Below are 26,783 nucleotides of genomic sequence, written 5' to 3'. Positions count from 1 at the left end.
GGTGTGATGCGGTTCAGGGGAGTCTCCGGGGCTCGCAGGGCGGCGTGGGCGTATGTCCGCGCCGCTCCGGGACGTACGTGTGGCTGGGGATCCTGTTCGTCACCACCGTCGCCCTGCACCACATGTCGGTAGCCGGAGCCGTCGCAGGTGGTGCACTTTCCTTTGCCCTTGCAGCGCTGGCACCTGTTCCACATGGTGAGTCCTCTTTTCGATGTCTTGGGCGGTTGGATGTCCTTGCGAGCAGACGGTGGGGTCACAGGTTGACGGTGCCGCTCCACCCGGCCTTGGGCAGCAGGTTGTTGTAGTAGTGATTGGGGGTCAGGGAGACGCCGTAGGGCTTGGGGTCGGGCAGACGCCTGCTGCTGTTCAACCAGGGGCTGTAGGCGTGGAAGATGTCCACGCTCTTGGTCAGGCAGTTGTTGCGGGCCAGGCTGTAGCCGTTGCTTGCGCTCGTGCGGGCTGCCCGCTGCGCCTTGGCCACATTCGCGGAGGGCGTGCTGAGGCACCGGTACTTCACGTAGCGCTGGTTGCCGGTGTGCCGGGTCTTGAAGTTGTGGAGCATCCGATTCCAGGAACCGGTCTGGATGAAGGTGGCCTTGGGCTGGCCGGTGTCGCCCTCGGTGGCGCCGTACGTCCAGGTCTTGCTGCTGTTGCGGAAGGCCCAGCCGATATGCCCGAGGGGCCGGAGTCCTTCGGGGCCGTCGACGTCGACGGAGTTGGGCGCGAGGACGAGGCACACCCGGCCGCCCGAGGCGGCTTCGGCGGGTGCGGACCCTGCGGTGAGCGCTCCGGCGGCGAGCACTGCCGCAGCCGCAGTCGCCGCGAAGGCGTTGTTGATCTTGCCCATGGTGGTGGTTCTCCTGTTCTCGTTGGCCCCAACGAAGGGGGCGACGGCCGGGCGTCCCGTGCCGCTGAAATCGAACGTCCCGTAGGGGAAGAGGGAGATCACCAGTGCAAGGGGGGCGAGGATTTGCGGCGCAACTTGCACCTCCGTAGCCTGCTGCTTCTCGGTTGCACCGCAACGAAATGTCCTTCGGGGGGAGCCGTTGATGGGGGATCAGGGCGAGTCGTTCGCGGACCTTTCGCGCCGCCTGGCGCAGACCCTGGACGCATGGCAGACATGTGTGGGAGAGCCGACCGCGCAGGGGAAGCCGCCGCGTAAGGTCCTGGTGAAGGCCTTGGAGGCAGAGCGGGAGACGCTCGCCTGGCAGTCCCGCAAAAAGATCGACGAGGCACTGCTGTCGTATTGGTTGAAGGGCCGCGACCAACTGCTGCCCGGCATCAAGCACAATCGGCTGCCCAGCGAGGAGGACTGCGCGGCTGTTGCACGGGCGCTGAAGGACCATGCGCCCGAGAACGCTCAGCAGCTGCCCCAGATCGGCTGGGAGATCGCCGACCTGGCGCGCCGCCTTCGAGCCGCAGGTGGACCGGGCTGGAGGAACCGAGTCCTGGCGAGCATCGTTGTGCAGCCCGCCGAGCCCGCCGAGCCCGCCGAGCCCGCCGAGCCCGCCGAGCCCGCCGAGCCCGCCGAGCCCGCCGAGCCCGCCGAGCCCGCCGAGCCCGCCGAAGCTGACCAGGCTGCCGGACCGGCCACGGCTACGGAAGCGGCCGAACCTGTCGGAACAGCCAGCGCGGCGGAGCCGACCGCAGTCGTAGCGCAGACGGCTAGGCGCCGGCGCTGGAAGAACGGGCTGGGCTGGGCAGTGGCCACAGCCGTAGGGGTGGCTGGGGGAATCGGGCTGTTCGTGTGGCTGGACGGAGGTGGAGAGTCCTCCTCGGCGGGAGGGAATCTAAGCGTGTCGGCCGAGCCGAGCACGCAGGGCGCGGGCGTGGCCAAGCCAGGTCCCGCCGCCTCAACCGAGTCCGGCGGCGTTGAGGGCAACCACCGGTGCGGAAAGGCACGGAGTGCGGGCGCGGTGTTATGGACGCCGTGCACGCGCGTCGCCAAGGACGGGACGATGTCCTTCCTGGTGCAGTTCACGAACAGCTCGGGCAAGCCGGTCGCGGTGAGGGCGAAGCTCGCCTACGTCCAGGCAACGGTGGAGCAGACCTGTCCCGCCCCATGGGGCACCTCGGTGAAGATCACCGTCCCCGCCAAGGCGACGAAGACCAGCCCGCTAGGGGCGTGTACTGCTTCGCTGACGCCAGCCCAGGCATTCCAGGCCAGGGGCTGGGTGGTGCCCGATGGCACAGCACAGTGGGGGTACCGGGAGCACTCTCCGACACTGCACGTGCAGGACGACGGCACTCCGCTGTGGGCCGACGAGGTGTGACGACTCGCACCACACCGCGTGGCACAGGCACCCCCGGCTCCCGCCGACCCGAAAGAGGAGCACTCAGCATCCGCCCGCGCACGACCAGCGACAACAGCGCGGGCTATGGCGCGCGAGGCAGATACCCCGTGCCCGCGCCATGCATCACCACCTCCTCCCAGGACCTGGGCCGGGGGGAGTCAGCCTTCGTGTTCGTCAGTGCCCGTGAGGGCTGCGAGGTGGGTGCTTTTAATACTGGTGAAGAGGCGGTGTTCCAACCTTGCGCTATTCCACGGTGAGCACGGCGCAACCTTTGACCGCGTAGGGCAGCGGAACAGCAGGAGCCACAGAACGCATCAGGCGTTCCAGGCGCCCTGTGCGGCGGCCGATCGAGCGAACTGGGCGAAGGTGCGGGGCGGCCGGCCCAGCACCTTCGCCACGTCATCGGTGACCGAGGCGAGAGCGCCGGCCCGGACCTGGGCGTACAGGTCGACAGTCAGCTGCACCCATTCCTCGGGCACGCCGTGCGCGCGCTGTTCGGCGGCGTATTCCTCGGGCGTCAGCGGGGTATAGCGGATGTCTCGGCCGGTGGCGCCGGCAATCTGTGCGACGGCGTCGGCGAACGACATCGCCTGCGGGCCGCTCAGCTCGTAGGTCGCTCCGGCGTGCCCGGTCTCGGTCAAGGCGGTTGCGGCGACGGCGGCGATGTCCTCGGCGTCGACGAACGCCTCCGTGCCGTCCCCGGCCGGCAGCCGCACGTCACCGGAGAGGACGGCGTCATGCAGGAAGTCCTCGCTGAAGTTCTGGAAAAACCACCGCAGCCTGAGCACCGTGCTCTCCAAGCCAGCCTGGCCCAGTGACCGCTCGGCCGCCACAGCGTGCTCCAGACCCGGGGTTCCGGTGTTGGGGAAGGAGACCAGCACCGCACGGCGCACCCCGGCCTCGGCGGCCTGGCGTGCGAAGGCGGCGATGTCGTCGGCGGCCTTCGCGCTGCCCAGGTCAGGAGCGACCAGATACATCCCGCTCACCCCGCGCAGGGCCGGCTCCCAGGTGGTGCGGTCGCTCCAGTCGAAGCGCACCTCGCCGGAGCGGGACACCGCCCGCACCGAAACTCCGCGGTCCGCCAGCTGCTGCACCACGCGGCGGCCGATCTTGCCGGTGGCGCCGGTCACCAGAATTGTCTCGTTGCTCATGCCCACCAGCCAACCGGACGACCACGCGCCGGGCCATGGCGAGCCCGCTCGCACGCATACGCGTTCGTCTACGCTGACCAGCATGGACGCCCTGACGCCGACCGGCACGGACCCGCTGACGGACCTGCTGAACGGCGTGCGGACCACCGGCGCGGTCTTCAACCGCTCCACCCTGTCGGGTACCTGGGCGGTCCGTTTCGAGGACGGCTCCCCGCTCGCCCTGGCCGTGCCACTGGCCGGACCCGCCTGGGTTGTCCTCCACAACGATGAGCCGGTACGCCTCGATGCCGGCGACGTCGCCGTGCTCAGTGGCGGCACCCCGTACACGATCGCGGGCAACCCGTCAGCCGCTCCGGACGTGACCATCCGGCCCGGCGGACACTGCATCACACCCGACGGCACCGAGCACAGCACCTACAACTCCGGACCTGCGCACCCTGCCAGGCCAGACAGCACCGTTCTGCTGAACGGCCTCTACACCGTGCCGAGCGGCACCCCCGGCCGCCTGCTCGCGGCCCTGCCCCCGCTCGCCGTCGTTTCGGCGCAGCAGGGCGCCTGCCCGGTCAACCCGGAAGCCTTCGAGGACACCCTCCACCCGGCTCCCGGCCGGCAGGCGCTCCTGGACCGGATGCTCGACCTGATGCTGATCACCGCACTGCGCGCCTGGTTCACCCGCCCCGGCGCCCCGCTGCCCGCCTGGTACCGCGCCCACAGCGACCCTGTGGTCGGACACGCCCTGCGGCTGCTCGACACCAGTCTCGACCGTCCGTGGACAGTCACTTCCCTGGCCGCCGCGACGGGCGTCTCCCGCGCAGCCCTGGCCCGCCGCTTCACCGCCCTGGTTGGCCAGCCCCCGATGACCTACCTGCGCGAGCAGCGGATCGCCCGGGCCGCCGACCTCCTGCGCGACCCCGCTGCCACGATCGGCTCCGTTGCCGCACGGGTCGGCTTCTCCAGTTCCTTCGCACTGAGCACTGCTTTCAAGAAGGTGCGCGGCGCCAGCCCGAGCGAGTACCGCGCAACCGCGCCGCGGGCCGGCGGCTGACCGCATACCCAGCGCTTTACAGGGCCGGCGGCGCCGGCACCGTGGCGCACTGAATGCCCGGCCTGCCCTGGATCGATGTCTGCCACGGCGCGGGGACGGCTATCTCACGGTGCGGCCCTCCCGCCGGTGCAGGGCGCGCCCGGCTCGGGTGTTTGCGGGCCCTGAACGTAGGCGGCGAGGAACTCTCCGACCCGTGGGTCGCGGGCTGTGTCGACGGTGAGCTGGTGGCCCCAGGCGGTCAGCATGATCCTTCCGGGCTGGGTGCTGACCGGACTCATCAGCGTGTATGGGGTGGAGGCGACCTTGTCTGCCAGCGCCCGCACCGAGGTGGCCTCGGCCTGGGTGTTGTAGGTGATCCAGACGGCGCCGTGCTCAAGGGAGTGGACAGCGTTCTCCTTGCGGACTGCGTCGGTGTAGACGTCGCCGTCGCAGTTCATCCAGACCGTACTGTGATCGCCGCCGACCGGCGGGTTCACCCGGTAGGCAACATCCCCTTGGACGTGCCGGTAGGTGAGCTCTTCGATGCTCCAGGTCTGCTCGCCGCGTACGCGCTTCTCCGCCCCGGCTGCTTTGCGCTCCTGCTCGGCCTGGTGTTCCTGCCGGGCCTCGAATAGTCCGTAGCCGAGGAGTCCGGCAAGGACGACGGCCGTCCCGGTGAGAAAGAGCCAACGGCCGCGCGGCGCGCTGACCGTCCCAGCGGGCAGTGCTTCCAGCGGCCTGCCGGTGTGGGCCTTCCCCCGTGCTCCTCTCTTGGCGCCGGTGTCGTTCATGCGTCTGTCCTTCCTCAGCTCACCGGCGGCAGTGCAGTGCCTGGACGGCGCCGCCGGCGGGGGACGGTCGCAGGTGTGGTGGAAATTGATGGTGTTGCTGTGCCCGACGCGCTGGTGCGCGTCGGGCACGAGGAGCGATCGGGTTGCCGTCAGCCCATGTGGACGAGGGCGGTGGCTTCAGTGTTGTTCTGCTTGCGGGCATTCACGGCGAGCACCGTGACGAGTAGGGCAGCCAGGAACATGACCCCGGCGGCGGCGAAGGCCATGGTGTAGCCGTGGGTCAGCGCCGAACTGGCCCTTTCGACCAAGGCGGCGTCCTTGGTGCCCAGCCCTCGGTACAGGGACTGTGCGGCGTCGGGCAGCTTGTCGTTGGCCGTGGACGTGGAGATCGTGGCCAGGACGGCCAGGCCCAGGGCAGCGCCTACCTGCTGCGCGGTGTTCAGCAGCGCTGCGGCGATGCCTGTCTCGTGGTCCTGCACGCCGCTGACCGCTCCCAGCGTCATCGGGACGAAGCACATCCCCAGTCCCAGAGCGGTCAGGAACATCGCCGGCATGAGGTGCCCGGCGTAGGAGGAGTCGGGCTCAAGGGTGGCGAACCAGAACATGCCCGCCGAGGCGACCACCAGTCCGGGGCCAGCGATCAGGCGGGGAACGAACCGGGCGACTAACGCTCGGAGGGGGGTTTGTTGGTGTATCGCGGGGTTGCTGGCCTGGTGTGTTGTGGGTTCGTTGAGAGAGGCCGGGTGCACGGTTCCAGCGGGAAATTGAGGGTGTGAGCTGGGGTTGTGTCATGTGCGCTGAGTGGGACCGGGCTCGTTGGGGGTTTCGCCAGCGTGTAAAGACTCGGTTGGTGTTTGTGCTGGTCAGCGCTGTTTTGTCTGTTCGGTGGGTGGGGGTTAGCGGCTGCGGGTGGGGCGCCTGTGTTGTTCGGCGAGGTGGTCGAGCTGTACCGCGTCGAGGGCGGTTTTGGTGATGCGTTCGGTGCCGTCGTGGATGGCGGTGATGGCTGCTTGGCGGATGAGCCTTGTGAGAGATCCGATGCGGCTGGCGGTGCGCTGGTGGAGGTAGGCGGCGTGCCGGGGGAGGGTGCCGGGTTTGTGGTGGGTGAGGTCGAGGGCGTTTTCGATGTCGGTGATGACATCGCGGAAGGGGTGGCGGGTGCCGTGGCGGGCGGGGAGGGGGCCGCAGGTGATGAGGGTGGCGCGGCCGGCGAGTTGGGCGCCGCGGGTGCCGGTGAACAGGGGTGTGTCGGTGACGTTGATGCCGGCGTAGACGAACGTGGCGGGCAGGCGTTCGGTGAGGTCTTTGAGTAGGTCGGCGGTTTGGGCGCCGGTGGTGGTGCGGGGGTTGAGGCGGTGGATTTCGTCGATGAGGACGAGTTGGACGCCCGCGGCGGTGTAGGTGTGGCAGACGGCGTCGGTGATCTGGGTCTGGGTCATGCGGGAGGCCACGGGAATGCCGAGGTAGCGGGCGAACTCGGTGATGAGGGTTTTCGCGGAGGCGCCGGGCGGGACGAGGACGTAGGCCACGGGTGCCGTGGCGTGGGCTGATCCGGGCGGTGCGGGGTTCTTGCGGGTGTGGGCGAGGTGGCAGGCGCGGCCGACGTTCAGCAGGGCGGTGGTTTTCCCGGCTGCGGCGGGTCCGGTGACGATCAGGGAGGGCCGGGCGGTGGTCCGCTGGTGGCGGCCGAGGATCATCAGGGTGCGGACCTGGGTGGCGAGGGCGCTGATGGCGGGGGTGCGGATGGTGACGAACGCGGAGTGGTAGGCGAGGCGTTCGTCGGTGCTGCGGGGCGGGTCGCCGGGCTGGGGCGGGGCGGGCGGCTCGGTGGTGGCGAAGCGCTGCCAACCCTGCCAGGTGGTCAGGGGCCAGGACGGCTCGGCCGTGTTGCCGCTGCCCGCGTCGGCGGGTGAGCTGCTCGGATGGTGCGCTGTGGGGTGGGTGCGGGGGTTCACCACTTATCGGCTTCCTCGTAGGCGTCGTAGAGCCCGAATCCGGCGGCCGGATTGGGGCTGAGGTCGTCGTAGGGCGCGTCGTTGAGGTCGTCGATGCTGTCGCTTTCGCTGTCGGCGCCTTGGGCGTCGTTGTCGCTGTGCTGCGCCGGTTCGTCGGTAGTGCGTCCGGTGTCGTGTTGCGGATGCCGGGCGGCGGGGACCGGCGCTGTGGTGGCGCGGGCGAGGAGAGCTTGTTCCGTTTTGGTGGCGTGGCCGCTGTGTACGCGGCGCATGAGCTGGTCGAGGGCGTCGGCGAGGCCGGCCTCATGCTGCTGGCTGTCGTCGTGATTGTTGTGCCGGGCGTGGGTGCGGATGTGCTGCCAGGTGTGGTCGTTGAACGGCTGGTGGACGTGGTCGCGGTGGATCCACGGGATTTCGGTCAGCTCGCCGTCAGGCAGACGCACCCAGATCTGGCGGACGTCATGGGGGTTGTAGTGGATCTCCCACTTCCCGCCCCGGCCCGCGACGGGGGAGGCCTGGCCGCGGTACGGGGCGAGGAGATCGTGGTCGTAGGTGCGGTGGTGGATGGTGATGCCGGCGGGGGTGATGGCCTGCCAGCGCACGGGCAGCAGTTCGAGGTAGTCGTGGCCGGTGAGCGGGACGGGCACATGTCCGGCGACGGCGACGAGCGCGGCCCACATCTGGTTGGGGGTGAGCGCTTTGCGGGGCATCAGCGGGTGGCGCAGGCCTTCGTGGGGGCGGTGGTGGTAGTGCATCAGCCACTCATCGAGCAGGTCCTGGAGCTGGGGGACGCTGTAGCAGGCGTCTTTCTCGGTGTCGGGGCCGCGGCGGGTGACGTCGGATCCGGTGTAGCCGGGCAAGTGCTGGCAGAACAGGGCGTTGATGGTGCCGAAGGTCCGCTCGACGATGCCTTTGGCGGTAGGGGCGCGGGGCGGGGCAGGCTGGACGCTGATGCCGAGGTGCTCGCAGGCGGCGGTGAACGCGGTGGAGACGAAGACTTTGCCGCGGTCGACGACGATCGTCTCGGGCAGGACGAAGGGCCGGGCTGCAGCCCCGGCCAGTCGCTCGTCCAGCGCGGCCAGCCGCTGGTGGGGGAGTGCGGGGGCGTGGTCCATGCGCAGGATGTCCGGCCAAGTGGGGCGGGCGGGGTGCGGGACGGCCATCTCCGCCAGCAGCAGCGCCGCGTCCACAGCCTTGGTCGCACTCGGGCACAGCACGGCGGCGAGGATGGCGCGGGTGGCGACGTCGACGGCGATGGTCAGCTCGGGCCGGGCCAGACGCCCGTCGTCGAAGAGGGCCAAGACGTCCAGGCGGGTGGTGTCGACCTGGACCTGCTCGCCGGGCCGCAGCGCCGTAGCTGGGGTGAACGCCCGCCCGTCGACGCTCGCCGGTACTTGCCGGACGGGTCCGGAGGGCAGTTCGCCGGGCCGGGCGAGGTTGGTGACGAGCCGGTACAGCGTGGCCTGGGACGGCGGGGGCACCGTGCCTGGGCCGTGCCGGTCCTCGAGGATCTGGTTGATCAGCGGGAACAGGCCGTTGATGGTGCCCTTGGAGCGGCCGCGGCGGCGGCGCAGCGCCTCGCGGACGGCGGCGACGACCCGCTCGTCGGCCCGGCCGGTGGGGCTGGAGGCGCGGGTGGTGCGGTGGTCGAGCAGCCCCCACAGGCCTTGCTTGCGGTAGGCGAGCCGCATGCGCTGCACCGTGGTGCGCGAGACCCGGCCGAATCCGAGCGCGGTCAGCTCCTGGGCCTTGGCCTGCTCCCGTTCGGCCAGCGTGTACCGCTCGGGGTCGTACTGCTCGCGCACTGCTCCTTCGCTGCCGGGCCCGCCAGGCAGGCCGCATTCGACTTCCCTGACGTGTCGTTGCCACGCCAGCGCCTTCTCACGCGCCGCGGCAGGGGCGGTCTCGAACAGCCCCCACTGCGGTGCCGCCTGGGGCGCATCGGCCCCGACGACGGTGAAGCCGGGGTCGGCGAACAGGTGCCCGGCGAGCACGGCCTCACCGCCGCCATCCGGGCCGACGAGGTGGATGTCCTGTCCCGAAAGGGCGACCACTTGCCACTTCATGCCACGGAAGCGGATGTGAGCACCGACCTTCACGGCCGGCCGAGCATTGCGCCGCGCGGTCACCCGGCATCTCCCGTCTGGGGGCCGCTCCAGCCCCGCGGACCGACGGGGACGCGTTCGTGCAGCGGCGTGTCCAGGTCGGCCGTCAGCTGTCCGTGCCACAGGGCGTGAAAGACGGCGGGCAGGACCTCGATGGGGTCGCCGACCGCGCTGGCGCCTTCGATCAGCGGCCGCGGCCGCGTGAACGCCTCCAAGACAGCGGGCATCAGGCCGGGCTGGCCGGCGTTGTGGGGGTGGCGGTAACCGGCCAGCCATTTCAGGTTGGTGGCCAGTACGTCGTCGAGCGGTGGGAGGCGCCGGTAGATCCAGCCGACGTGCGCGCACGCCTGCGCCACCGCTTGGGCGGCTTTCACCGCCCGCTCGCCGCCGGCCTCCGGGTGGCTGGGGCAGTCCGCGAGCAGCGCGGTGCCGTCGGCACGGCGGGCGAAGAGCTGCGGCACCCAGGAGCGCACCTGGCCGCGGGGATTACGCCACAGCAGCCGCACTGGCCGCCCTGCCAGCCCCGTCACGTCCGGGTCGCGGTCCAGGACCATCAGCTGGACACGCATTGCGTTGGACCCGGCGGCCACGTGCCGTCCGGTGGTCGCCGACCACCAAAGTCCCGGCCCCCAGCGGCGTCCCGGGACCACCGGGAACGCCGACACCGGCGGCAGTTCCTCGAACGCCACGGTCATGGCGGCGTCCGCCCACCGCTGCTGCACAGGGTGCCCCACCGGGTCGAGGAACACCGCCTCGAACCCGCCGCCCTGGTCCACGCCTGCCCGCTCTGCCCGGCGTTGGTGCCGGGCTGCTCCTGTGCTGGTCACCCGCGCCAGCCAAGCCGCTCCCGCCGGCACAGGCTCCCGTTTTCAGTGTTTCTGCCACGAACGAGTGCCGTATCAGCTAACAGCCGACCTCTCCCTGGCGCATCGCTCTCAGCGGTCGTCTTCCTGCCTGTCCGCTGTCAGCATTTTTCGGAGCACCTCGACGGGCAGGTCGACCCACCGGGCCACCTCCTGAAGGGGCACCCCGCCGTTCACCGCCGCCACCGCAGTCCGTTTCCAGGCGTTCTCGATCAGGCCGGCACTGTGACCGAGGCCGCGCAGCAGCCGCCGGGCGACCTCAGCGGTCGGCCCGGTCTGCACCCCGCGCAGTTGCAGCAGTTGCTCCTCGGCGCTGTCGACAGCGCTGGTGATCAGCCTGCGCTGCTCGGCGGGCACCGCAGACCGCCACATCGTCCCCGAACCGGGCGCCTTTTTCTCCTTGCCCAGCACCCGCAGCTGGCCGGCCATGGTCGCGGCCTGGTGTTCCTGCCGCAGCCACCACGGGTCGTTGTCGTACCCAGGCGGCCCGCCGGCGCCGCGGCGAAGGCGGATGACGCTGCCCATCCACGCGATGAGCGGCCCGCCATGGTCCGTCGCGGCCAGCGGCCCCAACCACGCACGCCCCAGCCGCTCACCGAGCCTGCGGCAGAACACCCCGTCGGCGGGCAGCGCCCGCGGCCGCCCGGCACCGCTGTCGGACCACACCAGCTCGGTCATGGCCGGGTCCAGCAGTGCGTCGGCCACGGCCACCACCTCCGGGAAGACGACCGCGTCCCGCCCCACGATCCGCCACCGCTCCAGATCACCGCCGGCATCCCCGCCCGCGACCTGGTGCAGGCGCCGCGGCCAGACCGTCTCCCGCTCCCAGCCGTAAGCCTGCTCCCACCACCGGGTCACCACCGCCCGGGCCAGAGCGAACACCCGCTCCGGCTCCGCACCGGCCCGTACCACCCGCCGCGCCACACCGGCCCACCGCCGCTGCGCCTCGGTCACCTCCGGCAGGTGCTGCAGGTCCAGATACTCCAGGGGCTGGTCTGCGTCTGCGTCCAGATGCCACCGCCCATGCCGGTCACACACCCGGGACCAGAGCGGCGCGTACCGCACCACCCGCACGGGCGTCCCGGTTCGCCGGGCGGTGCACAGGCGGCAGCCGAACGTCACCGGCCCGGCGACCGCGCCGCCGATCCGCCACGCCGCCGCCGGCACTCCGTCCTTTTCGGCAGGCAGCTTGGCGTCCTCTTCTTCCCAGGACGGCAACGCCCGCGCCAGCACGTCTTCCTCCACGCCGCACAGGCCTGCCAGGAGCTGCCGTCCGGCCGCGTTCAGCAGCACCTCGGCGTCAGCCCGCGCGCCCCCGCCGTCGTGCCCAGGCTGGTAGTTGCGCCAGTGCCAGCAGGAGCGCAGCGCCTTCGTTTCCATCCCGTAGCGGCTGGCGATGCGGCAGATCAGCGACGAAATCGTCTCCCCCCGCAGGGGAGCTGTCCTCAGGAGGCCGGGATGGTGGGTCACTCCACCACGGTCTCGTGTTCGCCGATCCGGGCGGGCGCTTTTGCAACGGATGTCCAGCGGAGCAAGCAAACCGGATCCGCGCGGGACGGCTGTAGAGAGCTGCCCTCTCGGGGTGGGGATTGGCCTGTTCGAGCGCATCGTGATGATTCGATCGCACTAAGCTACGCCCGTGGTGGCGGGCGAAGACGCTCAGGTGAAGGGCTTCTCGCACGCCTGCGCGTGACAAGACCTCAGGCAGAAGCACGGCCGAGACGCCGGCCCTATGTCCAGCGCATGCCGATGGCGGAGAGCTGTTCGATCCGTTCCGGCGACAGTGTCGCGGCCCGCGAGCGCTGGTTACTGATCCATGCCCCGAGCCGGAGCTGCCGTTCTTCCTGGTCCTGGCCGTCCCTCTCGGCGACGACGATCGTCTCGATGTATTTGCGGGGCACTCGGAGGTGCCCCTCGCGCTCGTAGAACTGCTTGGCGGCGGCGTAGTTCATCGCCCACTTGTCGGCCTGCGTACGTCGCGGCTGGGGCTTCTCGTCTTCGGCTGCGGGTTGGATGCCGAGGATGTGTTCGCACATCCACTGCTGCACGCCTGTGAGCTTGTCCCAACCGAGCCGCTGCGACCGTACCCACCGTCCGAGGTCCTCGCCCTGGTGCACGACAACACCGGGTTCGGTGGGCAGTGCGCCGCCGGCTTCGAGGTGCTGTCGGGTGAGGTGGAAGGCGCGTTGCCATTCCACGGGCCAGGCCGGGCACCACGACGGGTCGATGTCCTCGAGCTGTTCGCGCCGCTCGTCCGACAGTGCCCCGGCCGACGACTTCACGGGCAGCCCTTCGGCGCGCCGCTGCTCGTTTTCGGCGGCCCGGCGGGCGGCAGCCCTCGCGTTCTTCAGCCAGATGCCCACCTTGTAGCCCTGGTAGGTGGCGTCCAGCGGCGCGAGCAGGTGCCCGTTCTCCTCGGCCCACCCACGCGCCGCCGCAAGTCCTTCTTCCCACGCGACATCGAAGTGCGACCACACCATGCCGAGCTTCTCCAGCTGTGCGATGCGATCCTCGTCCATGTCACCGCGGGTGTAGAAGCGCCTGGCGTCGGCGAGCCACTGCCCGAGTGGGAACCCGGCAAGCGTGGCCGGCCACCTCTCGGCTTGCGCCTCTTGGTCGTCGGCGTCAGGAACGCGGTAGGTGAACGGCACCTTCAGGTCCCTGTGGAGTCGGTGGTAGATGGTGGCGGCTTCGATGCCGCGTCGCCAGTGTTGGTGTTCGGGGTTGAGGACGCGCAGGTTGATGAAGGCGGCCAGCTGGGCGGGGTCGCGGGGGGTGCTGAATTTCAGCAGCGCACGCGCCGGTTCCGAGAGTCGGTCGCTTCGGTCGCTTGCGGCTCCCTCGCCCTCCTCGCTGCTTGAGCGGGTCTGCACGCCCCTGACGCGGCTTGGCGCCTGCTGCTGCGCGAGAGCCTCCACCACACGGGCGTCGTGCGCTCTGAGCGCCTCCAGCAGCTTCGCCAGGCCGCCGTACGCCCGTGACGTGAGCATGTTGTCCGCCGTCTCACCCGGCCCGAGCAGCACCGGCACCACGAGCGAGGCGACCTTGCCCTCGCCGGGCTGCATCCGCAGTGCCCGGCCGACGGCCTGGACGAGGTCGGGCATGGAGCCGCGGACGTCGGCGAAGTACACGGAGTCGCAGTTCTTGGTGTCGACGCCTTCACCCAGGACCTTCACGGACGCCAGGTAGCCCTTCTCGACGACCGTGCCGTCCGTGGTGATCCCGTCGGCGAACTCCGTCAGAACCCGGCGCCGGTGCCCCGGCTTGTGATCGCCGCACAGCCAGTTGGCCCAGATCGTCTTGGGGTACAGCTCCGGATCGGCGGCGTGCAGCTGCGCGGCGACGTCGGCAAGGCCGGCCGCGAACGCCTCGGCCTCGCGGACCTGGTGGTGGAAGACGAGCGTGCGCCGAAAGCCTTCCTCGGCCGACGCCTTCACCAGCGCGGTCTGCAGCGCCCCGAGCCGCGCCCCGCGCACCTGCTCGGAGCGCGCGTCCTCGCCCAGGAGCTGGGCGGCTTGGAGCTGAGTGTCGGTGATGTCCACGCACACCACCTGGTAGGGGGCACAGATTCCCCTATCGATCGCCTCCGACAACGTCAGGGTGAAACACCTGCTACCGAAGGGGCCGCTCGGGTCGTCTTCCATCGAGGCCACCAGCTCGCCCGGCGCGCCCTGGTCGGAGTCCTCGTCCAGCTGCCACAGCCGGGGTGTGGCGGTCATGTAGAGGCGGCGCAAGGCGGGGATGCGGGTGTTGTCGTGGACGCCCGCCCATGGTTTGCCGATCCGGCCCGAGGTCCGATGGGCCTCATCGACCACGATCAGGTCCCACCCCGGTAGGCCGGCGTTGTGTGCCCGCTCCAGCGTGCCGAGTCCGAGCGAGGCGTAGGTGGCGAACACGGTGACCTTGTCGAACGGCCGCACCCAGTCGACCAGCTCTGCCACGTCCGTGGTGTTAGGGAAGGACACCTCCTCACCCCGCAGGGAGGAAACCCCGATCACAGGGCCCGTACGGCCTCCCTCGCGCCAGGCGGCCTCAGTCTGGGCAAGCAGATCAAGGGAGGGTGTGAGGTCTCAGTGATGTTGTGGGGCGTTCACCTGCAGTACAGCGTCTTGAGTGAGACGGCTTTCGAGGGGCTCTGTGCCCGGGATCAGGGACACCGCATCTTCAGTGCGTGTCCAGCATGTCGAATGAGAATGCCTTAGCAGTGGACGAGGGCTAATGCTGTTGGGGCCCGGTGTCAGACAGCAGACCCGCCAGCAGCGGGCCAGGTTCCCCGGGGGCCGCCCGTTGCGCCCCGACAGCACCGTCTTCCGGTAACTGCGCAACCCGGGCAGGCAACAACTATTCGGTGTCCCTGGGTGCGCAGGGCTCGAGCCCGCTGCCGCCGCGCAGGTCGGTGACGCCGGTGACGCAGTTTTCCCTCATTCCTCTGCCACGGGGCGGGGCTGGCCGCGGCGCCTCCGATGCACTGGCGGAACCACCGGGCGCCCTTGCCTGCCGGCTTCCGGGCTCCGTCCGCTCCTGGCGGACCGGCCACCCGGCTCGCGGTGTGCACGACTAGGGTGATGCAGGGTGTGCTGGCTTGTGTATCGATGGGGGCCTGGCCATGGGGGGCGACTGGCAGATCGCTGAGTGGGAGCGCGGCTGGTCGTCGTCGGACGGATGGGTGTGTGCCGACTGCGTCGGTGACGAACATCTGGCCGCTTCCCTGCGCTCGGCTCACGAACCGGAGGTCGGCTGCGATTTCTGCCGCGCCGACTCGGCAGCCCCGCTCGACGTCCTCATGGAAACGTTCGTCACGCAGATCCGCACGGAGTACGCCACCGTCGATGACGAAGGCGTCTGGTACACAAAGGAAGACGGCTACGTCACCCTGGGCGATGCGCCGCTCGACGCGGATGACCTGGTGGGCATGTTCGAGGAGGAACTCGGCGGTATCCCTTTGTTGGAGACGGTGCAGCAGAATATGCAGGACCAGCTCTGGGTGCCTCGCGACTTCGCCCTGCTCCGGCGGAACGAGGCCCTCACGATCGGGTGGCAGGGCTTCTGTGCGCACGTGCGCACAAAGGGCCGGTACTTTCTGCCCGACGACGATGAGGATGACGAGCACCTCGACCACATCACCCCTGCCGCATCCCTGCGCCACATCGCCGATCTGGCCCGCCAACTCCTGTCCACCGAACTGCCGGCGGGCACACGATGGTGGCGGGCACAGCAAAATCCGGACCAGGAGACCGGATGGGGTGCCGCCCGTCTGGGCACCGCTCCCCATAAGATGGCCCCGGACAACAGGATGAGCGCGGCTGGCATCGCCATGTTTTACGGTGCCGCCGACCTGGAGACCGCCCGGCAGGAGGTCGCAGCCCACAGCGAAACCAAGTGGATCACAGCTGCAGGCTTCGAGACATCCCTGACCTGTACCGTTATCGACTTCACGAAACTCCCCCCAGTGCCGTCGATCTTCGACCCGCGCCCCGACCGCATGCGGCGCGAGATCATGTTCCTCGAAAATTTCGTGGAGGATCTCGTCGCCCCGGTCAACCTTCACGAGGACGCACTGGGATACGTGCCGACCCAGTTCCTCACCGAGTATCTGCTGAGGGAACTGCGTGCCGTGGGCTTGCTGTACCCGTCTGCACAGACACACCGGACCGCTGCCGTCCTGAAAGTCCCGAACGAACGCTGCATCGACGCCGCCCCACTCCCGGGCACTCCGGATGCAGCTCAACTGCACCTGGTGCTGTCCCCTGGCACACAGCAAACACTCCCGGCCCGATGATCTGGATCAGCGTGCGGTCAAGGGCGGCACGCTGAGGACGGTCCGGTCCACTTTCACGGCGGCCCAGTGGCCTTGGCCGGCCACTCCCTCGACCCGTGGGGACCCAAGCCGAGCCCGTCGATCCGTGTACAGGCCACGAAGCCGATCAGCGGGAGGCGGAGCATTGTCTGAGCAGGGCGCACCGGATCTGCGGGATCTCTAGGCTGGCAACAAGAACGGACACGGGCAGCAAGGGAATCTGACGATGATGGCGACCGGTGAGGCAGGCAGCGCAGACCGGATCCAGGCGCTCTTGTGGTCAGCCCCTGAGGGGCCGCTGCCGGCGCCGCCTATCGACACCAGGGCGCAGGTGCTGCCCGTCGGCGACCTGGACTGGCCCGACGCAGAGCGTCTGTTCCTCAGGCTGCTGCACACCGTCCGGCCGGTTCAGTACGCCAAGCTCTTCGGTGTGCCGGGTCAGGCCCAAGGCGGGATCGACGCTTATGCTCGGCTTCCGCTCGACCTGGCGCACGGCGAATCTCACGGCCGGGACTACATCACCCTGCAGTCCCGACGCATCAGGACGCTGACCGCGGCCAAGATTGAGAAGGCCGTCGATGACCTCCTGGCGGGGGAGTGGGCGGCCAAGACGGCGAGGTTCCACTTCGCCACCTCATTCGACCTGCAGGACACCAAGCTGGACACGGCGCTCCGCGAGCAGACGGAACGGCTGGCCGAGCTCAAGATCACCTTCGTTCCGTGGGGCGTCCAGGAGGTCTCCAGCCTTCTTAAGCACCAGCCGCGCATCGTTGATGACTTCTTCGGCCGACCCTGGGTGGAGCGCTTCTGCGGTACGGACGCAGCCCATGGCCTGGCACACAATCTGCCTCAGCAGGACAGCCGAGAACTCCGCGCCGAGCTGCGCGACCTCTACCACGCTGTCTTCTCCGCCCAGGGCGGAATCCACCCGGTCGAAGACGCCGAGACTGACGGCACCTTCGTCGTCGTGGATGTCGATCCCAGCCGACGACGGCCTGACCGCTTCGACGCCGAACAGCCCGAGCCGGCCGCCGAAGACGAACCGCCGACGCAGGACCCCGGGGACGGACACACCTACATCGCCTCACGCCTGGGTGACTCGCGGCAGTCGTTCAGATCCGCTCACCAACTTCTCAGGCACAGCAGCCAGGCAGGACCAGCCGCAGGTGCCACCATGGCGGCCGACGAGTGGCTGGCCAGCGGCAAGTACCGGCTGCTCATCGGCCGCCCGGGAGCGGGAAAGTCCAGCCTGCTGCGATTCATAGCAGTCGACCTGCTCTCCGCTCAGCCGCAGTCGGTAACGCTGCAGCGGGAACACGGCACTGACCTTCCTGTCTGGCTGCCGTTCGGATTCCTGTGCCGCCACCTCGAAGGATCGACGGAAAACTCCCTCGTCTCGGCCGCCGAGGCATGGCTGAGGTCGCAGAGTGCCGCCCACCTGTGGCCGCTGGTCGAACGCGCGCTGCGGGACGATCGCCTGCTCCTGCTCATTGACGGCATCGACGAGTGGAGCGACGTCAGCGCAGCCGAACGTGCCCTGGGAACCCTTGAGGCGTTCCTCGGCCGCACGACGGCTTCCGCCATCCTTTCCACACGCCCGTACGCGGTCGACCGCCTCAACTGGAGGTGCCCCTGGGCGCAAGCGGAGATCACCCCCCTGACCGACAGGCAGCGCTGGACGATCGCAGCAGCCGTCCTCGGGTCGGCCGCACGGTCGTTGGACGCAGCAGCCACTCCTGCGATGTGGAGCGGCGGCATCGAGACGTTCCTCGCCCAACTCGAGACCATTCCGGAACTCGCCGAACTCTCCCGGTCCCCCCTCTTTCTCACCCTGCTCGCCACGACCTGGCAAGGCGAACCCCTCCCACGCCAGCGGTTCAAGATCTACGCCCGACTCGTCGAACTGCTCGTGGAGAAGCATCCCCAGATGCGCCAGCGTGCTTCACATGCTCACGGGGCTGTCCTGACCGCCGCCGAGGCCACCACGCTGTTCGCTGCCGTGGCCTACCGGCTGCGCGTCAAAGACCCTGCCGGCACGGTCACCAAGGCGGAGATGCGTGCGCTCATCGTCGAGTCGATGACCGACGACCAAGTCCTTGGCTATCCTCGGCCAGAAGCCCGCCGCGTCGCCGATGCCGTCCTCACCATGGCGGAAGACGAATTCGGGCTGATCGTGTCGCACGGCGCCGGCACCTTCGGCTTCCTGCACCGCGTGGTGCTCGACCATCTGGCAGGCCAGTACTTGGCCACCCGCCCCGCCGAAGAACAGAGAACAGTCGTCCAACGGACGGTGCATGATCCAGCCTGGCGCGATGTCCTCCTGGCACTGCTGACCGCGCAGATCAGCTCTCACACCACCCAGCCCCTGCTCGCTGCGGCCCTCGACACCGGCACGCAACGGTGGGCAGACATCGATGGATACGAGCTGCTCGCCCAAGCTCTCGCGGCCGGTGCCAAGCTCACTCCGAGAGCGCAGAGCGTCTATCTCAACCAACTCGTCGAACGAGTAGAGACCCATCCCTCGCTGCCGCATCGCGCCAACCTCATCACCGCGCTCACCGGCATGCTCGCAAGCCACGCCGCACGCTCGCACCTGCTGCCGGTCATGAAGCGCTGGCTCACAGCACCCCGCCCTAACCCTTCGCCGACCATGTGGGCGCTGCGCGATCTGGACATAGACGACAACAGGGCCGCCGCGTACCTGCTCTGGGGCATGCGACACACAGACGAGCAGGTGAAAGTCAACGCGGCAGCAGCCATCGCCCACCGATTCGGTGGCCAGCCGCACATGCTGAAACAGGTGATCACGTTCACCGAAACGGGTCCATCTACAGCAACTCAGGCCGCTGCCCTCCTTGCCCTCAGCCGCGGCTGGCCCGATGAACCCGAGACCGCACGGCTGGTCGACTGGGCGCGGCGCCAGCCATCCAGGCCGCTCCGGCTGGTCGCTCTGCAGGCCCTGCAGCGCACCACCCCGTCAGGCGATGCCACCCTGTACCGGCAAGAAGAGCGAGACTGGCTGCTGTCCCTGCTGCACAGGGAAGACTTCCGCTCGGGCCCATGGCCCACAGCGGACCTCATCAACATCGCCGCCGCCGCGGATGCACAGGCAGCCGACTTCGCGCTGGAGACCCTGGCGACGAACGGACGCAACGGCGGCGACCGGAGCCTTGCGTGGATCCTGGCCTGTCACGCCTTCGCCAGCGACAACCGCTTCAAGAACTGGGTAGCCGAGCAGCTCTCGGCCCCAGGAGAACACGGACTGATCTTGTACGACGTCAGCTTGATTCCGCAGCAGTGGCGCGACGACCCGGACTTTGCGCAAGCTCTGCGGCCCTATGTCGACAACGAGTTGGGGGGTGTGACGCCTTACCTCGGGGCAGGTCTCGTTACCGCACTTCCGCCCGCCGAAGCTCAAGCCCTGCTGTTGCGCAACCTGGACGGACACCGCCCCTACGCTGCAGCCCGCACGCTGGTCGAGCAGTACGCCGACGACGAGCAGGTCCGTACGGTTCTCACCCGCAGGATTCGTGGCGACTTCGACCAGGCGGCTCCGATGGCCGGCATCGCCGTAGATGTCCTCGGTCCGCAGGAGGGCTTCGCCGTCCTGGTGTCCCTGCTGCGTCAGTCGACCCCCGATCACGGGTCCGAGAAGCAGGTCGTCGTCGCCGAGGCCATAGCCGAAACCTGGAAGACGTTCGAACGCACCGCTTCAGAACACCATGCGGAAGCTGAAGCCGTACGCGAGGTGCTCGCCGCCTACGATCCAGCCGAACTGGCGGCACTGTGCACAGCGGTGAGCCCTCACCCTTTGATGTGGCACGTCCCTGCGGTCATCAGCGCCTGGCCTGATCAACCAGCCGTCCAGAACTTCGCCGACCAGCTCATTCATGACACAAGGCCCATTACGTCGGGAATTGCGGACACCATACCGGTCGCCATCCTCAGGGCCTACAGCAACAGGACCGACGTCCCGTCCCGCCAGATCCTCGACAAGACCCTTACCCTGCTCGAGCACATCGGCCCAGAGCTCAGCGAAGTCCTGACGTTCGAACTCGTGCACAGTGCGCTGTCCGTGGCCGAACTCGTCGACGTCATGACGGAATGGGAGATCGAGCCGGACGCCGCTATCCGCCGCACTGCATTCATTGGGCTGACCCAAGTGATCAAGCGCCACCAGCAGGCGCACAACAACCTGGCGGGCTCAGCCGCCTGGACAGCCGAGATGCAGTGGCTGCGTGGCGAGATCAAAGGCGGGCTGTGCGCCTACGGTCCCGAACTCGAAGAGCGCCGTCAACTGGCATGGATCGGCATGCTCATGCTCGGCGATCTCAGCCTGATGGACGGCATCAGGGAAACCATCGGGCGCCCTGACGCGCCCAGCGTCACCCTCGATGTTCTCTACGGCCGTGACGTGGATCAGATCCTGGTGGACCTCGTCGCCGAGCACTGGGAACAGCTGCGCTCTCATTTCGGCGACCAAGTCTTCGAGCGGCTGAACGGAAGGACCAGTAAACGAACGGCGAGTGAGCAACGGCGCCACGTCATGTCGGCTCTGGCAACCGTTGCTTCCCGCTACCCCGCCATCGCTGAGCTGCTCCGCGATGAGGCAGACAATGACGCCACACTGCGCCAAGACGAGCGCTTTCTCTCGTGGGCCAAAGAAGAGAACAGGGGCGACGAAGGGGTCCTGCGCGCCGTCGTGTCCCGCCTTGACCGAATGCACCACCGAGAGAGCTACGACCTCGACTCCCTGTTGGACCGAGACAGCTGGAACGTGTCCGACGAGCTGTTCAAGGCCATCCTCACCGAAGAGACGATCAGTGCCCGGCCAGGCTTCGTACAAGAAGGCGACGGGCTGGCTGCCTACACGCAGCTGTTTCCTTCGGACCCTTTGGCCACCGCCGCCTTCCGCGAGCTTGAAACGTGGTTCACAACAGACCGCGAAGCTCGCGAGCCCCGTGAACGGGGCAACGTCCTAGCCATCGCGTTCGGCGCAGCCCCACCGAGGGATCTGCCAGTCCTCGCGACCCGCGCGCACACCCGATTCCGTCTGGATACCTTCGACAGGTACCTGTCGATGTTCACCAAACCGCTGATGCGGCGGCTCCGCACCGACCCAGACGCCATTGAGGCGTTCAAGGACGCACTCAATGACCCCATGGGAATTTGTGAAGACAGCCCCATCATGGCCGACCCATGGGACCCCATTGCCCACGCCCACCCGGGAGAGCAAGCCATGCAGCGCAGGTACCTCTTCGCGCTGGTACTGCGGCAAGTCGGCGCCCTGCCGCAGACGGATGCGGCAGCAACCATCCGCATCCTCGAATCCGCGTCACCCGACACCGTGGTGCACAATCCTTTCACCCACCACGAAGGCCCACTATGCCTTGCCGTACTCGACCTCGCCGTGAGCGCAGGGGAGCCGGGTCCGTCTGTTAGCAGTGTGGAGCGATGGCGGCAGCGGTGAGGCCGGATGCCAGATACATACCGAGTGTATGGAAGTCGGCCATGGCCATGTGAAGTTCTTGATGGGTGGTGACAGGGAAGCGGTCACCCAGTCGTCGGGGGAGGGCTACCAGATCACCGGCGTCAGCGATGTTGGTCCACGATGTGACGCCCGGTGGGCACTGGCCGCGGCCTTCTACCGGTTCGGGATCGAGTACATCGAAGACGGCGCTGGGCAGGCCGAGTGGTGAGCCTAGGGTAATGAAGGTGTTCACGCCCAATTCCGGGTGAGCGTGCAGGGCTTCGTAGGCGACGACGGATCCGAGTGAATGGGCTACGACGACATCGGCGCCGGATGATCTCACCGCCTGGGCTACCTCTTGTAGGGCGGCGGCCCTTCGGCCTGGCGAGGACAGGTAGCGGTATACCTCGGGCAGGAGTGCCACCGCGATGCGCGCAAGAGTCTGCGCTGCGATCCCGCGTCTGCGAGCGACGAGATCGATGGTCTGGCGCAGGGGCAGGCCGCCCCAGGACTGGCCTTCTGCGGGCTGTGACGGCAAGCCGACGGCACGCAACCAGGCCAGTACCGCTTGCTGTTCTTCCAGGGGCAGCTGGTCCAGATCATCACGCGCGCCCTGGGCTTCGGCGTTGTTGAGATGGTGGGCGTAGTAGGCCGCTGTTATGTGGGGTGGGTCCAGGTGTTCCAGACACGCGTCCTTGTATCCGATCGCCAGCCTGTCACTCCAGGCGGCTGCGAGGGCGCCCCGGGACGCGTGCGGGCTCAGGCCGCGCTGGTAGTTGCGCACTCCGTGAACGACCACGATCCTGTTCATCGATCTCCCATCTGGTTCACTGCGCTTGGCGGTTGGGCGAGGTCGGTCCAGGTGAAGAAGGCGACGCGTTCGCCGAACCCAGCGAAGACCCCGTTGTCGCAGACGCTGGTGTCGGTCAGCCTGTCGGGGAAGCTGGTCTGCGACAGCATGCCGCCGCCGTTCTGGGCGTCCCATACCCGGATGCAGTCGTCCTCGCCGGATGTCACCAGCAGGTCCGCGCCTGCGGTGTGAACGAAGTCGATGGTGGCGGTGGTTATGTCGTGTGCCGGGATGCGGCCGAGTTCCTCGCCTGTGGACAGGAGCAGGGTGATCACTTCGCCGTTCTCGGTCCCCACCGCCGCCACATCCTGGCCCATCCACGGACCGGCTGCCACGCAGGTGATGGTCTCCTCGAGTGTTGCCAACAGCCGTGGCCCCTCCGGCGGAGTGTGCACGGTCAGGCGCCCCCAGTCCCTGGCCAGGGAATCGCTGTCGTAGGCGACGACGGTGGTCTCCTGCCCGCTGCAGCGGGCATGGGTGTAGCAGGCCACCGGTAGCGGGTCGGTCTCGGCGAGGGCGGGCAGAGGCGAGGAAGCGGACGCTAGGTCGGGGTGAAGGACGAACAGCCCGGCTTCGGTCTGCAGCGTGATGCCTGGGGCTGCGCCGGTGCCGGCAATGGACATGGCGTCCACGGCGTGGTTCCAGGGGATGCTCTGCCAGCGCTGGGGGTCGGCGAGCCGGATGATGCCGATGCCTCTTTCCCGGCGGGCCGTGAACGCCAGGGCGACGACGGCCGTGCCGTCGAGGGTGCCTGCGGAAACGGCGCTGATGCCGGGCAAAGCCCCTCGTGTCACGACTGCACCGGTTGAGGCATCCCAGACCAGGAAAGTGCCAGAGAGGCCCACGCTGACGGCAGGGATGGTGCCCTGGGAATCGGCGCTGCCCACCGCGACGATTGCGACGTCGCTGCCGTGGCTTTGGTACGGGGCCAGCACCGGAGTTGGGCTGTCCTGGCTGTGGGAGAGCAGTACGGTCGCCTCTCCTATGCCCACGGCGGCAACCTGATGGCTGTCCGCCGCGAGCGCCAAGATATGTGCTTCCTCGCTGATGTGCAGCGGGGAAGCACTCGTGCGCTGAGGGTCGTCCAGGCGGTGAACTCGCACCGCGGCACTGGCGTCGGTGGAAATGAAGCAGGGCCGCCGGTCATGGTCGAGCAGCAGAGCGCCTGTCGGGGAGGTTCCGGCGTCGGCCAAAAGCTCGTGTGAGCCGGCCCGGACATCCCAGACACGTGCCCCGTCCTCGGCACCGGTCACCACGAATGGCCCGCCGGCACCTGCCAGGACCTGCAGCAGGGTTACTGGTTGAGACCCGCCGGGGAGGGTGCGGTGGCGGCTGCCGTCCACGTTCCACACGTGAAGTGCTCCATCGACCGCACCAGCTATGACGGCCGGTGTCCCGTCGAGATGGCAGGATGCCACGACTGTGCAGTCGTATCCCGTGATGTCGAGCTCCGGCTCCCAAAGGTCGTCCACGCTGTCGTCTGTCTCCATGCCACACAGCCAGCCTGCGAGGACATCCATGGATGCCATCCGGTGGCCGGACATGTCGTAGAGCGTGACCTCTCCGCCACCGCAGACCGCCACCATGGGCGCTTCGCGCACGTGGCTGATGGCCACGGCCGTGATGGCGTGCCCATCGGTCTGGATGTGGGTGTGCAGAACTTGGCTGTTGAGGTCCCAGACGAACACCTGCCCATCGGAGGTGCCGGCTGCAATCAGCGGCCCGTCGGGGCCATTGCCGCTACACAGTGCGGTCAGCAGGCAGTCTGCCGCAAACTGCGGGAAGCGGCGCAAGAAGATGGACAGACGGGCGTCCCACACCTCCACGCCCTGTTCGTCGCCTAGGACCGCCAGCCAGCGGCCGGCACAGTGCGTGAGCGTGGCGTGGCTGATGTCTTCGGGCGAGTAGGAGTACTGCTCGGCTGTGCCCCAGCGGAACTCAAGCAGCCGCGGCTGCAAGGGCTGGGCGGATTCTTCCTCCAGGGCGTCCAGCGCCTCAACCAGCCATGTCTCTCCCCAGACGGTCGCGGTGTGGCGCAGCCACTCACGTCGCTGCCACGGTTCGTGCAGCGGGGACAGCGCAGTCTGGGCCATGAGCGCCGAGAACTGGGCCCGCACACTTCCAGGATCCATGTGTTCGAACAGCAGTTGGGGGTCGCAGTGGATCAGGAAGGAGGCCGACAGCAGCAGTGCGTCCAGGGCTCCGGCCTCCTGAGCGTGCTGCGCCGCGTGCCGCAGCACATACGGCACTGCCAGAGCGAAGCTGCGGGCGGTGACATCATCAGGCCCTGGCACGGTGTCCAGCACCCGCGTGAAGATCTCACGGCGACTCACCCGGGCGGGCGCCTGCCGCAGATGATCCACCAGACTCTGGTGGTAGAAGCGGTACAGGTGGCGGCCGTCGCTGTCGGTGCTGAAACGGAGATAGAAGGCGGCCGCGCGCAGTGCTTTGCGGGTGTCGTCGAGGTCCGGCTCGCCTGTGCCGGGGGGAACAAATGCCTTGGCGACATGATGGACGACCTCGAGCGGCATGCCCTGGCCGTAGCCGTGCGCGACCGCTGAGAGGACCGCCGACATGCACGGATGCTGACGCTCCAGCACACCCAGATGCAGATCCAGCATGGCCGGCAAGTCTGCGGGGATCCGCTCGATGACCTCCTCCACCGGCCGTGCCACATCCTGGTGGACGAGATAGTGGGCGAACAGCGACGCCAGCAGGAACCCGCCGGCCTTGTGCTGTTTACCCAGCCGCGCAGCAACCGCCTCGGCCGTCCGTGTCCGCAGCGATACCACGCCCAGCCCGCTGTAGACGCGCGAGGTCTCCAAGACATCACACAGATAATCGGACAGCTCGGCCGTGCGCTGCTCGAGCGGAATATCGTCAAGATCGAGCAGATGCGAATTGTCCTCCATCTCGTCCAGCAAAGAGGCATACCGGTCCCACAACGGCCGCATCCCGATCAGCACCCGGCACAGCACCGAATCCTTGACGGACGCGCCGGACTCGTCAGGGCGGCGCCGAGCACGAGCCAACGGCAGCAGGACCTCGCTGACAAGCGCCATGTCCGACGACGCCTCATCAAGGGCATCCACCAGGAGCGTGACGGGCGTATCCCGCTGCACACTGAGCCGCTCCACCACCGACCGGGCAGTCCAGCCCCTGCTCGGCTCCTCACCCAGGCCCAGCTGCGACGCCACCGACGAAAGCACTTCACTGGGCCCCCGCTGACGCGCATGCACCGCCGCCACACCCGGGTTGAGCTCCGGCCGCACATCCCGAGGGATCGCCGTGGCGATCTGCCGCGTCACCTCACGCAGCTGCGGATGAGCCAGACACGCCACCACCCCCAGCAGAGCCGACTTCCCCGAACCCGGACTGCCCGTCACCACCATCAGCGACGGCTGACCGTCCTCCTCGAGCCACTGCTTGATCCGCCCCAGCTGCTCCTCGCGGCCAGTGAAGAAACATCCCTGAGCGATGTCCTGCTGCTGCGGCGCCCCGGCCGCGCGGGAAATGAAGTGCAACGGATCAAGAGCCGGATCGACGGCAGCGGCGAATTGCCACAATCCCGTCTCCACCGCCTGCCGGAACCGGCCCCCCGGCGTCTCCCGGTAGGACGGATTGGGCAGGAACGGCGGCACCTCCACGTGCGCGTCGGCATGAACCGTGCGCAGCACACTCTGCGCTGGAAGATCCTCGGCCACGGCCGACCTCGCCAGCTCACGGTCGATCTCCCGCGCCAGTGTCTCCACCGGCACGTGCTGCAGCGCCGGCGACAGATCCAGGCGCCCTTCCCGCAGCCGCTCCACCACCAGGCCTGCCGCCGTGGTGAACCGTGCCTGGTACGTCTTCTCGTCAGGCGCACACGCGGCGATGACCCAGGCGCGGCGCTCCTGTGCTCGGATGCCTTCCAGGGTCTGCTGCATCACCGTGCGGCCGGAGCCACACGCGTCCAACAGCAGCAGGAGCGGCGCCCCGCCCGGCTCGGATTCCACCTCCGTCAGCCAGGTACTGACCTGCGGTGCCGTCCACGCGATGTTCGAGCGGTCGCAGTCCCGCGTAGCCAGGAACAGTGCGTGGTTTCCACTGCCCTCAACGCCGTGTCCGGCAAAGTGCACAATGAGGGTCTCGTCGTCGCCGCGGCCCCTCGCCGTCTGCCGTGCACTGCGCCATACTTCGGTCAGCTCCCGGGCCTGAAGATCATGCACCGCGCCGCCGCCGAGCACGGTCAAGCCCGGAACCTTCGCCAGCTGCGCCGCCAAACCGTCCACGGCCGGTGCGACAGACGGAAGCTGCTCCAAAGCCTGCGGAACCAGCAAGCCCTCTTCCCCGCTGCCCCCTTCGTTGTCGAATGCGCCGATACCGACAACGAGCACCTGCGCCACAAGCCACCCCCAGTCCCCGCTGCCCCCTGCCACTCATCCTAGAACCCATCATCACGGCCGGCGGGCGGTCTGACCGGGGGACTCGGAACAGCACACCT

The 26,783-nt window shown here is 68.6% G+C and carries 15 protein-coding genes and 1 pseudogene; 5 read left to right on the top strand and 11 right to left on the bottom strand.

Translation table 11 applies throughout. The features are described 5' to 3' along the window. Window positions 1-6: 6 nt before the first annotated feature. Window positions 7-128 (top strand): annotated as a pseudogene (locus tag ABZ192_RS29125) (rhomboid-like protein); the annotation flags it as partial. A 125-nt stretch (window positions 129-253) separates the two neighbouring features. Here the strand turns inward: ABZ192_RS29125 and ABZ192_RS29120 are convergent. Then, on the bottom strand, window positions 254-949 hold the full coding sequence (locus tag ABZ192_RS29120) for a Tat pathway signal protein (protein WP_356927448.1): 696 nt from the start codon (window positions 947-949) through the stop codon (window positions 254-256). 100 nt (window positions 950-1,049) lie between these two features. On the opposite strand from ABZ192_RS29120, the gene ABZ192_RS29115 reads away from it, so the two are divergent. Further along, window positions 1,050-2,273: a hypothetical protein gene (locus ABZ192_RS29115; protein ID WP_356927447.1), complete on the top strand. Its 1,224-nt coding sequence runs from the start codon at window positions 1,050-1,052 to the stop codon at window positions 2,271-2,273. Between the two features lie 335 nt (window positions 2,274-2,608). On the opposite strand, the gene ABZ192_RS29110 is transcribed toward ABZ192_RS29115, so the two are convergent. Next, window positions 2,609-3,445, bottom strand: coding sequence for an NmrA family NAD(P)-binding protein (locus tag ABZ192_RS29110; protein WP_356927446.1), 837 nt, complete (start codon window positions 3,443-3,445; stop codon window positions 2,609-2,611). Between the two features lie 82 nt (window positions 3,446-3,527). On the opposite strand from ABZ192_RS29110, the gene ABZ192_RS29105 reads away from it, so the two are divergent. Continuing rightward, window positions 3,528-4,490 carry an AraC family transcriptional regulator gene (locus tag ABZ192_RS29105; RefSeq protein ID WP_356927445.1) on the top strand — a complete coding sequence of 321 codons (963 nt, stop codon included), beginning with the start codon at window positions 3,528-3,530 and terminating at the stop codon, window positions 4,488-4,490. A gap of 104 nt (window positions 4,491-4,594) precedes the next feature. Here ABZ192_RS29105 and ABZ192_RS29100 read toward each other — a convergent pair whose 3' ends face one another. From ABZ192_RS29100 to ABZ192_RS29070, 7 genes are all read right to left on the bottom strand, one after another. Next, on the bottom strand, window positions 4,595-5,260 hold the full coding sequence (locus ABZ192_RS29100; protein WP_356927444.1) for a DUF3105 domain-containing protein: 666 nt from the start codon (window positions 5,258-5,260) through the stop codon (window positions 4,595-4,597). A gap of 149 nt (window positions 5,261-5,409) precedes the next feature. Next, window positions 5,410-5,865 carry a hypothetical protein gene (locus ABZ192_RS29095; RefSeq protein ID WP_356927443.1) on the bottom strand — a complete coding sequence of 152 codons (456 nt, stop codon included), beginning with the start codon at window positions 5,863-5,865 and terminating at the stop codon, window positions 5,410-5,412. A gap of 291 nt (window positions 5,866-6,156) precedes the next feature. Further along, window positions 6,157-7,125, bottom strand: coding sequence for an ATP-binding protein (locus ABZ192_RS29090; RefSeq protein ID WP_356927483.1), 969 nt, complete (start codon window positions 7,123-7,125; stop codon window positions 6,157-6,159). A gap of 86 nt (window positions 7,126-7,211) precedes the next feature. Further along, window positions 7,212-9,281, bottom strand: a complete 2,070-nt coding sequence (locus ABZ192_RS29085) for a Mu transposase C-terminal domain-containing protein (protein WP_356927442.1) — start codon at window positions 9,279-9,281, stop codon at window positions 7,212-7,214. A gap of 59 nt (window positions 9,282-9,340) precedes the next feature. Further along, a complete protein-coding gene (locus ABZ192_RS29080) occupies window positions 9,341-10,096 on the bottom strand; it encodes a TnsA-like heteromeric transposase endonuclease subunit (protein WP_356927482.1) in 756 nt (251 codons plus the stop codon). Between the two features lie 159 nt (window positions 10,097-10,255). Beyond that, window positions 10,256-11,653, bottom strand: a complete 1,398-nt coding sequence (locus tag ABZ192_RS29075; RefSeq protein ID WP_356927441.1) for a DNA-binding protein — start codon at window positions 11,651-11,653, stop codon at window positions 10,256-10,258. 260 nt (window positions 11,654-11,913) lie between these two features. Beyond that, window positions 11,914-14,232, bottom strand: a complete 2,319-nt coding sequence (locus tag ABZ192_RS29070) for a Helicase associated domain protein (RefSeq protein WP_356927481.1) — start codon at window positions 14,230-14,232, stop codon at window positions 11,914-11,916. A gap of 557 nt (window positions 14,233-14,789) precedes the next feature. Between ABZ192_RS29070 and ABZ192_RS29065 the strand changes: the two genes are divergently transcribed. Further along, entirely contained in the window at window positions 14,790-15,962 is a 1,173-nt protein-coding gene (locus tag ABZ192_RS29065) for a HEPN-associated N-terminal domain-containing protein (RefSeq protein WP_356927440.1), read from the top strand. Between the two features lie 244 nt (window positions 15,963-16,206). Continuing rightward, on the top strand, window positions 16,207-21,450 hold the full coding sequence (locus tag ABZ192_RS29060) for an NACHT domain-containing protein (protein WP_356927439.1): 5,244 nt from the start codon (window positions 16,207-16,209) through the stop codon (window positions 21,448-21,450). On the opposite strand, the gene ABZ192_RS29055 is transcribed toward ABZ192_RS29060, so the two are convergent. Both ABZ192_RS29055 and ABZ192_RS29050 read right to left on the bottom strand, forming a co-directional pair. Then, entirely contained in the window at window positions 21,419-22,261 is an 843-nt protein-coding gene (locus tag ABZ192_RS29055; RefSeq protein WP_356927438.1) for a serine peptidase, read from the bottom strand. The genes ABZ192_RS29060 and ABZ192_RS29055 overlap by 32 nt on opposite strands. Further along, window positions 22,258-26,685, bottom strand: a complete 4,428-nt coding sequence (locus tag ABZ192_RS29050; RefSeq protein ID WP_356927437.1) for an AAA family ATPase — start codon at window positions 26,683-26,685, stop codon at window positions 22,258-22,260. The genes ABZ192_RS29055 and ABZ192_RS29050 overlap by 4 nt, the downstream gene beginning before the upstream one ends. Window positions 26,686-26,783: the final 98 nt, after the last annotated feature.

This window comes from Streptomyces sp. NPDC006235 (assembly GCF_040613735.1).
Taxonomy (GTDB): Bacteria; Actinomycetota; Actinomycetes; order Streptomycetales; family Streptomycetaceae; genus Streptomyces.
Note: the sequence above shows the minus strand (reverse complement) of the source record. Positions and strands in the feature narration are given on the sequence as shown.

Coding starts and splice junctions, on each gene's coding strand:
- ABZ192_RS29115 (WP_356927447.1), top strand. CDS start 1,050: ATGGGGGATCAGGGCGAGTCGTTCGCGGACCTTTCGCGCCGCCTGGCG.
- ABZ192_RS29110 (WP_356927446.1), bottom strand. CDS start 3,445: ATGAGCAACGAGACAATTCTGGTGACCGGCGCCACCGGCAAGATCGGC.
- ABZ192_RS29105 (WP_356927445.1), top strand. CDS start 3,528: ATGGACGCCCTGACGCCGACCGGCACGGACCCGCTGACGGACCTGCTG.
- ABZ192_RS29100 (WP_356927444.1), bottom strand. CDS start 5,260: ATGAACGACACCGGCGCCAAGAGAGGAGCACGGGGGAAGGCCCACACC.
- ABZ192_RS29095 (WP_356927443.1), bottom strand. CDS start 5,865: ATGTTCTGGTTCGCCACCCTTGAGCCCGACTCCTCCTACGCCGGGCAC.
- ABZ192_RS29085 (WP_356927442.1), bottom strand. CDS start 9,281: ATGAAGTGGCAAGTGGTCGCCCTTTCGGGACAGGACATCCACCTCGTC.
- ABZ192_RS29065 (WP_356927440.1), top strand. CDS start 14,790: ATGGGGGGCGACTGGCAGATCGCTGAGTGGGAGCGCGGCTGGTCGTCG.
- ABZ192_RS29060 (WP_356927439.1), top strand. CDS start 16,207: ATGATGGCGACCGGTGAGGCAGGCAGCGCAGACCGGATCCAGGCGCTC.
- ABZ192_RS29055 (WP_356927438.1), bottom strand. CDS start 22,261: ATGAACAGGATCGTGGTCGTTCACGGAGTGCGCAACTACCAGCGCGGC.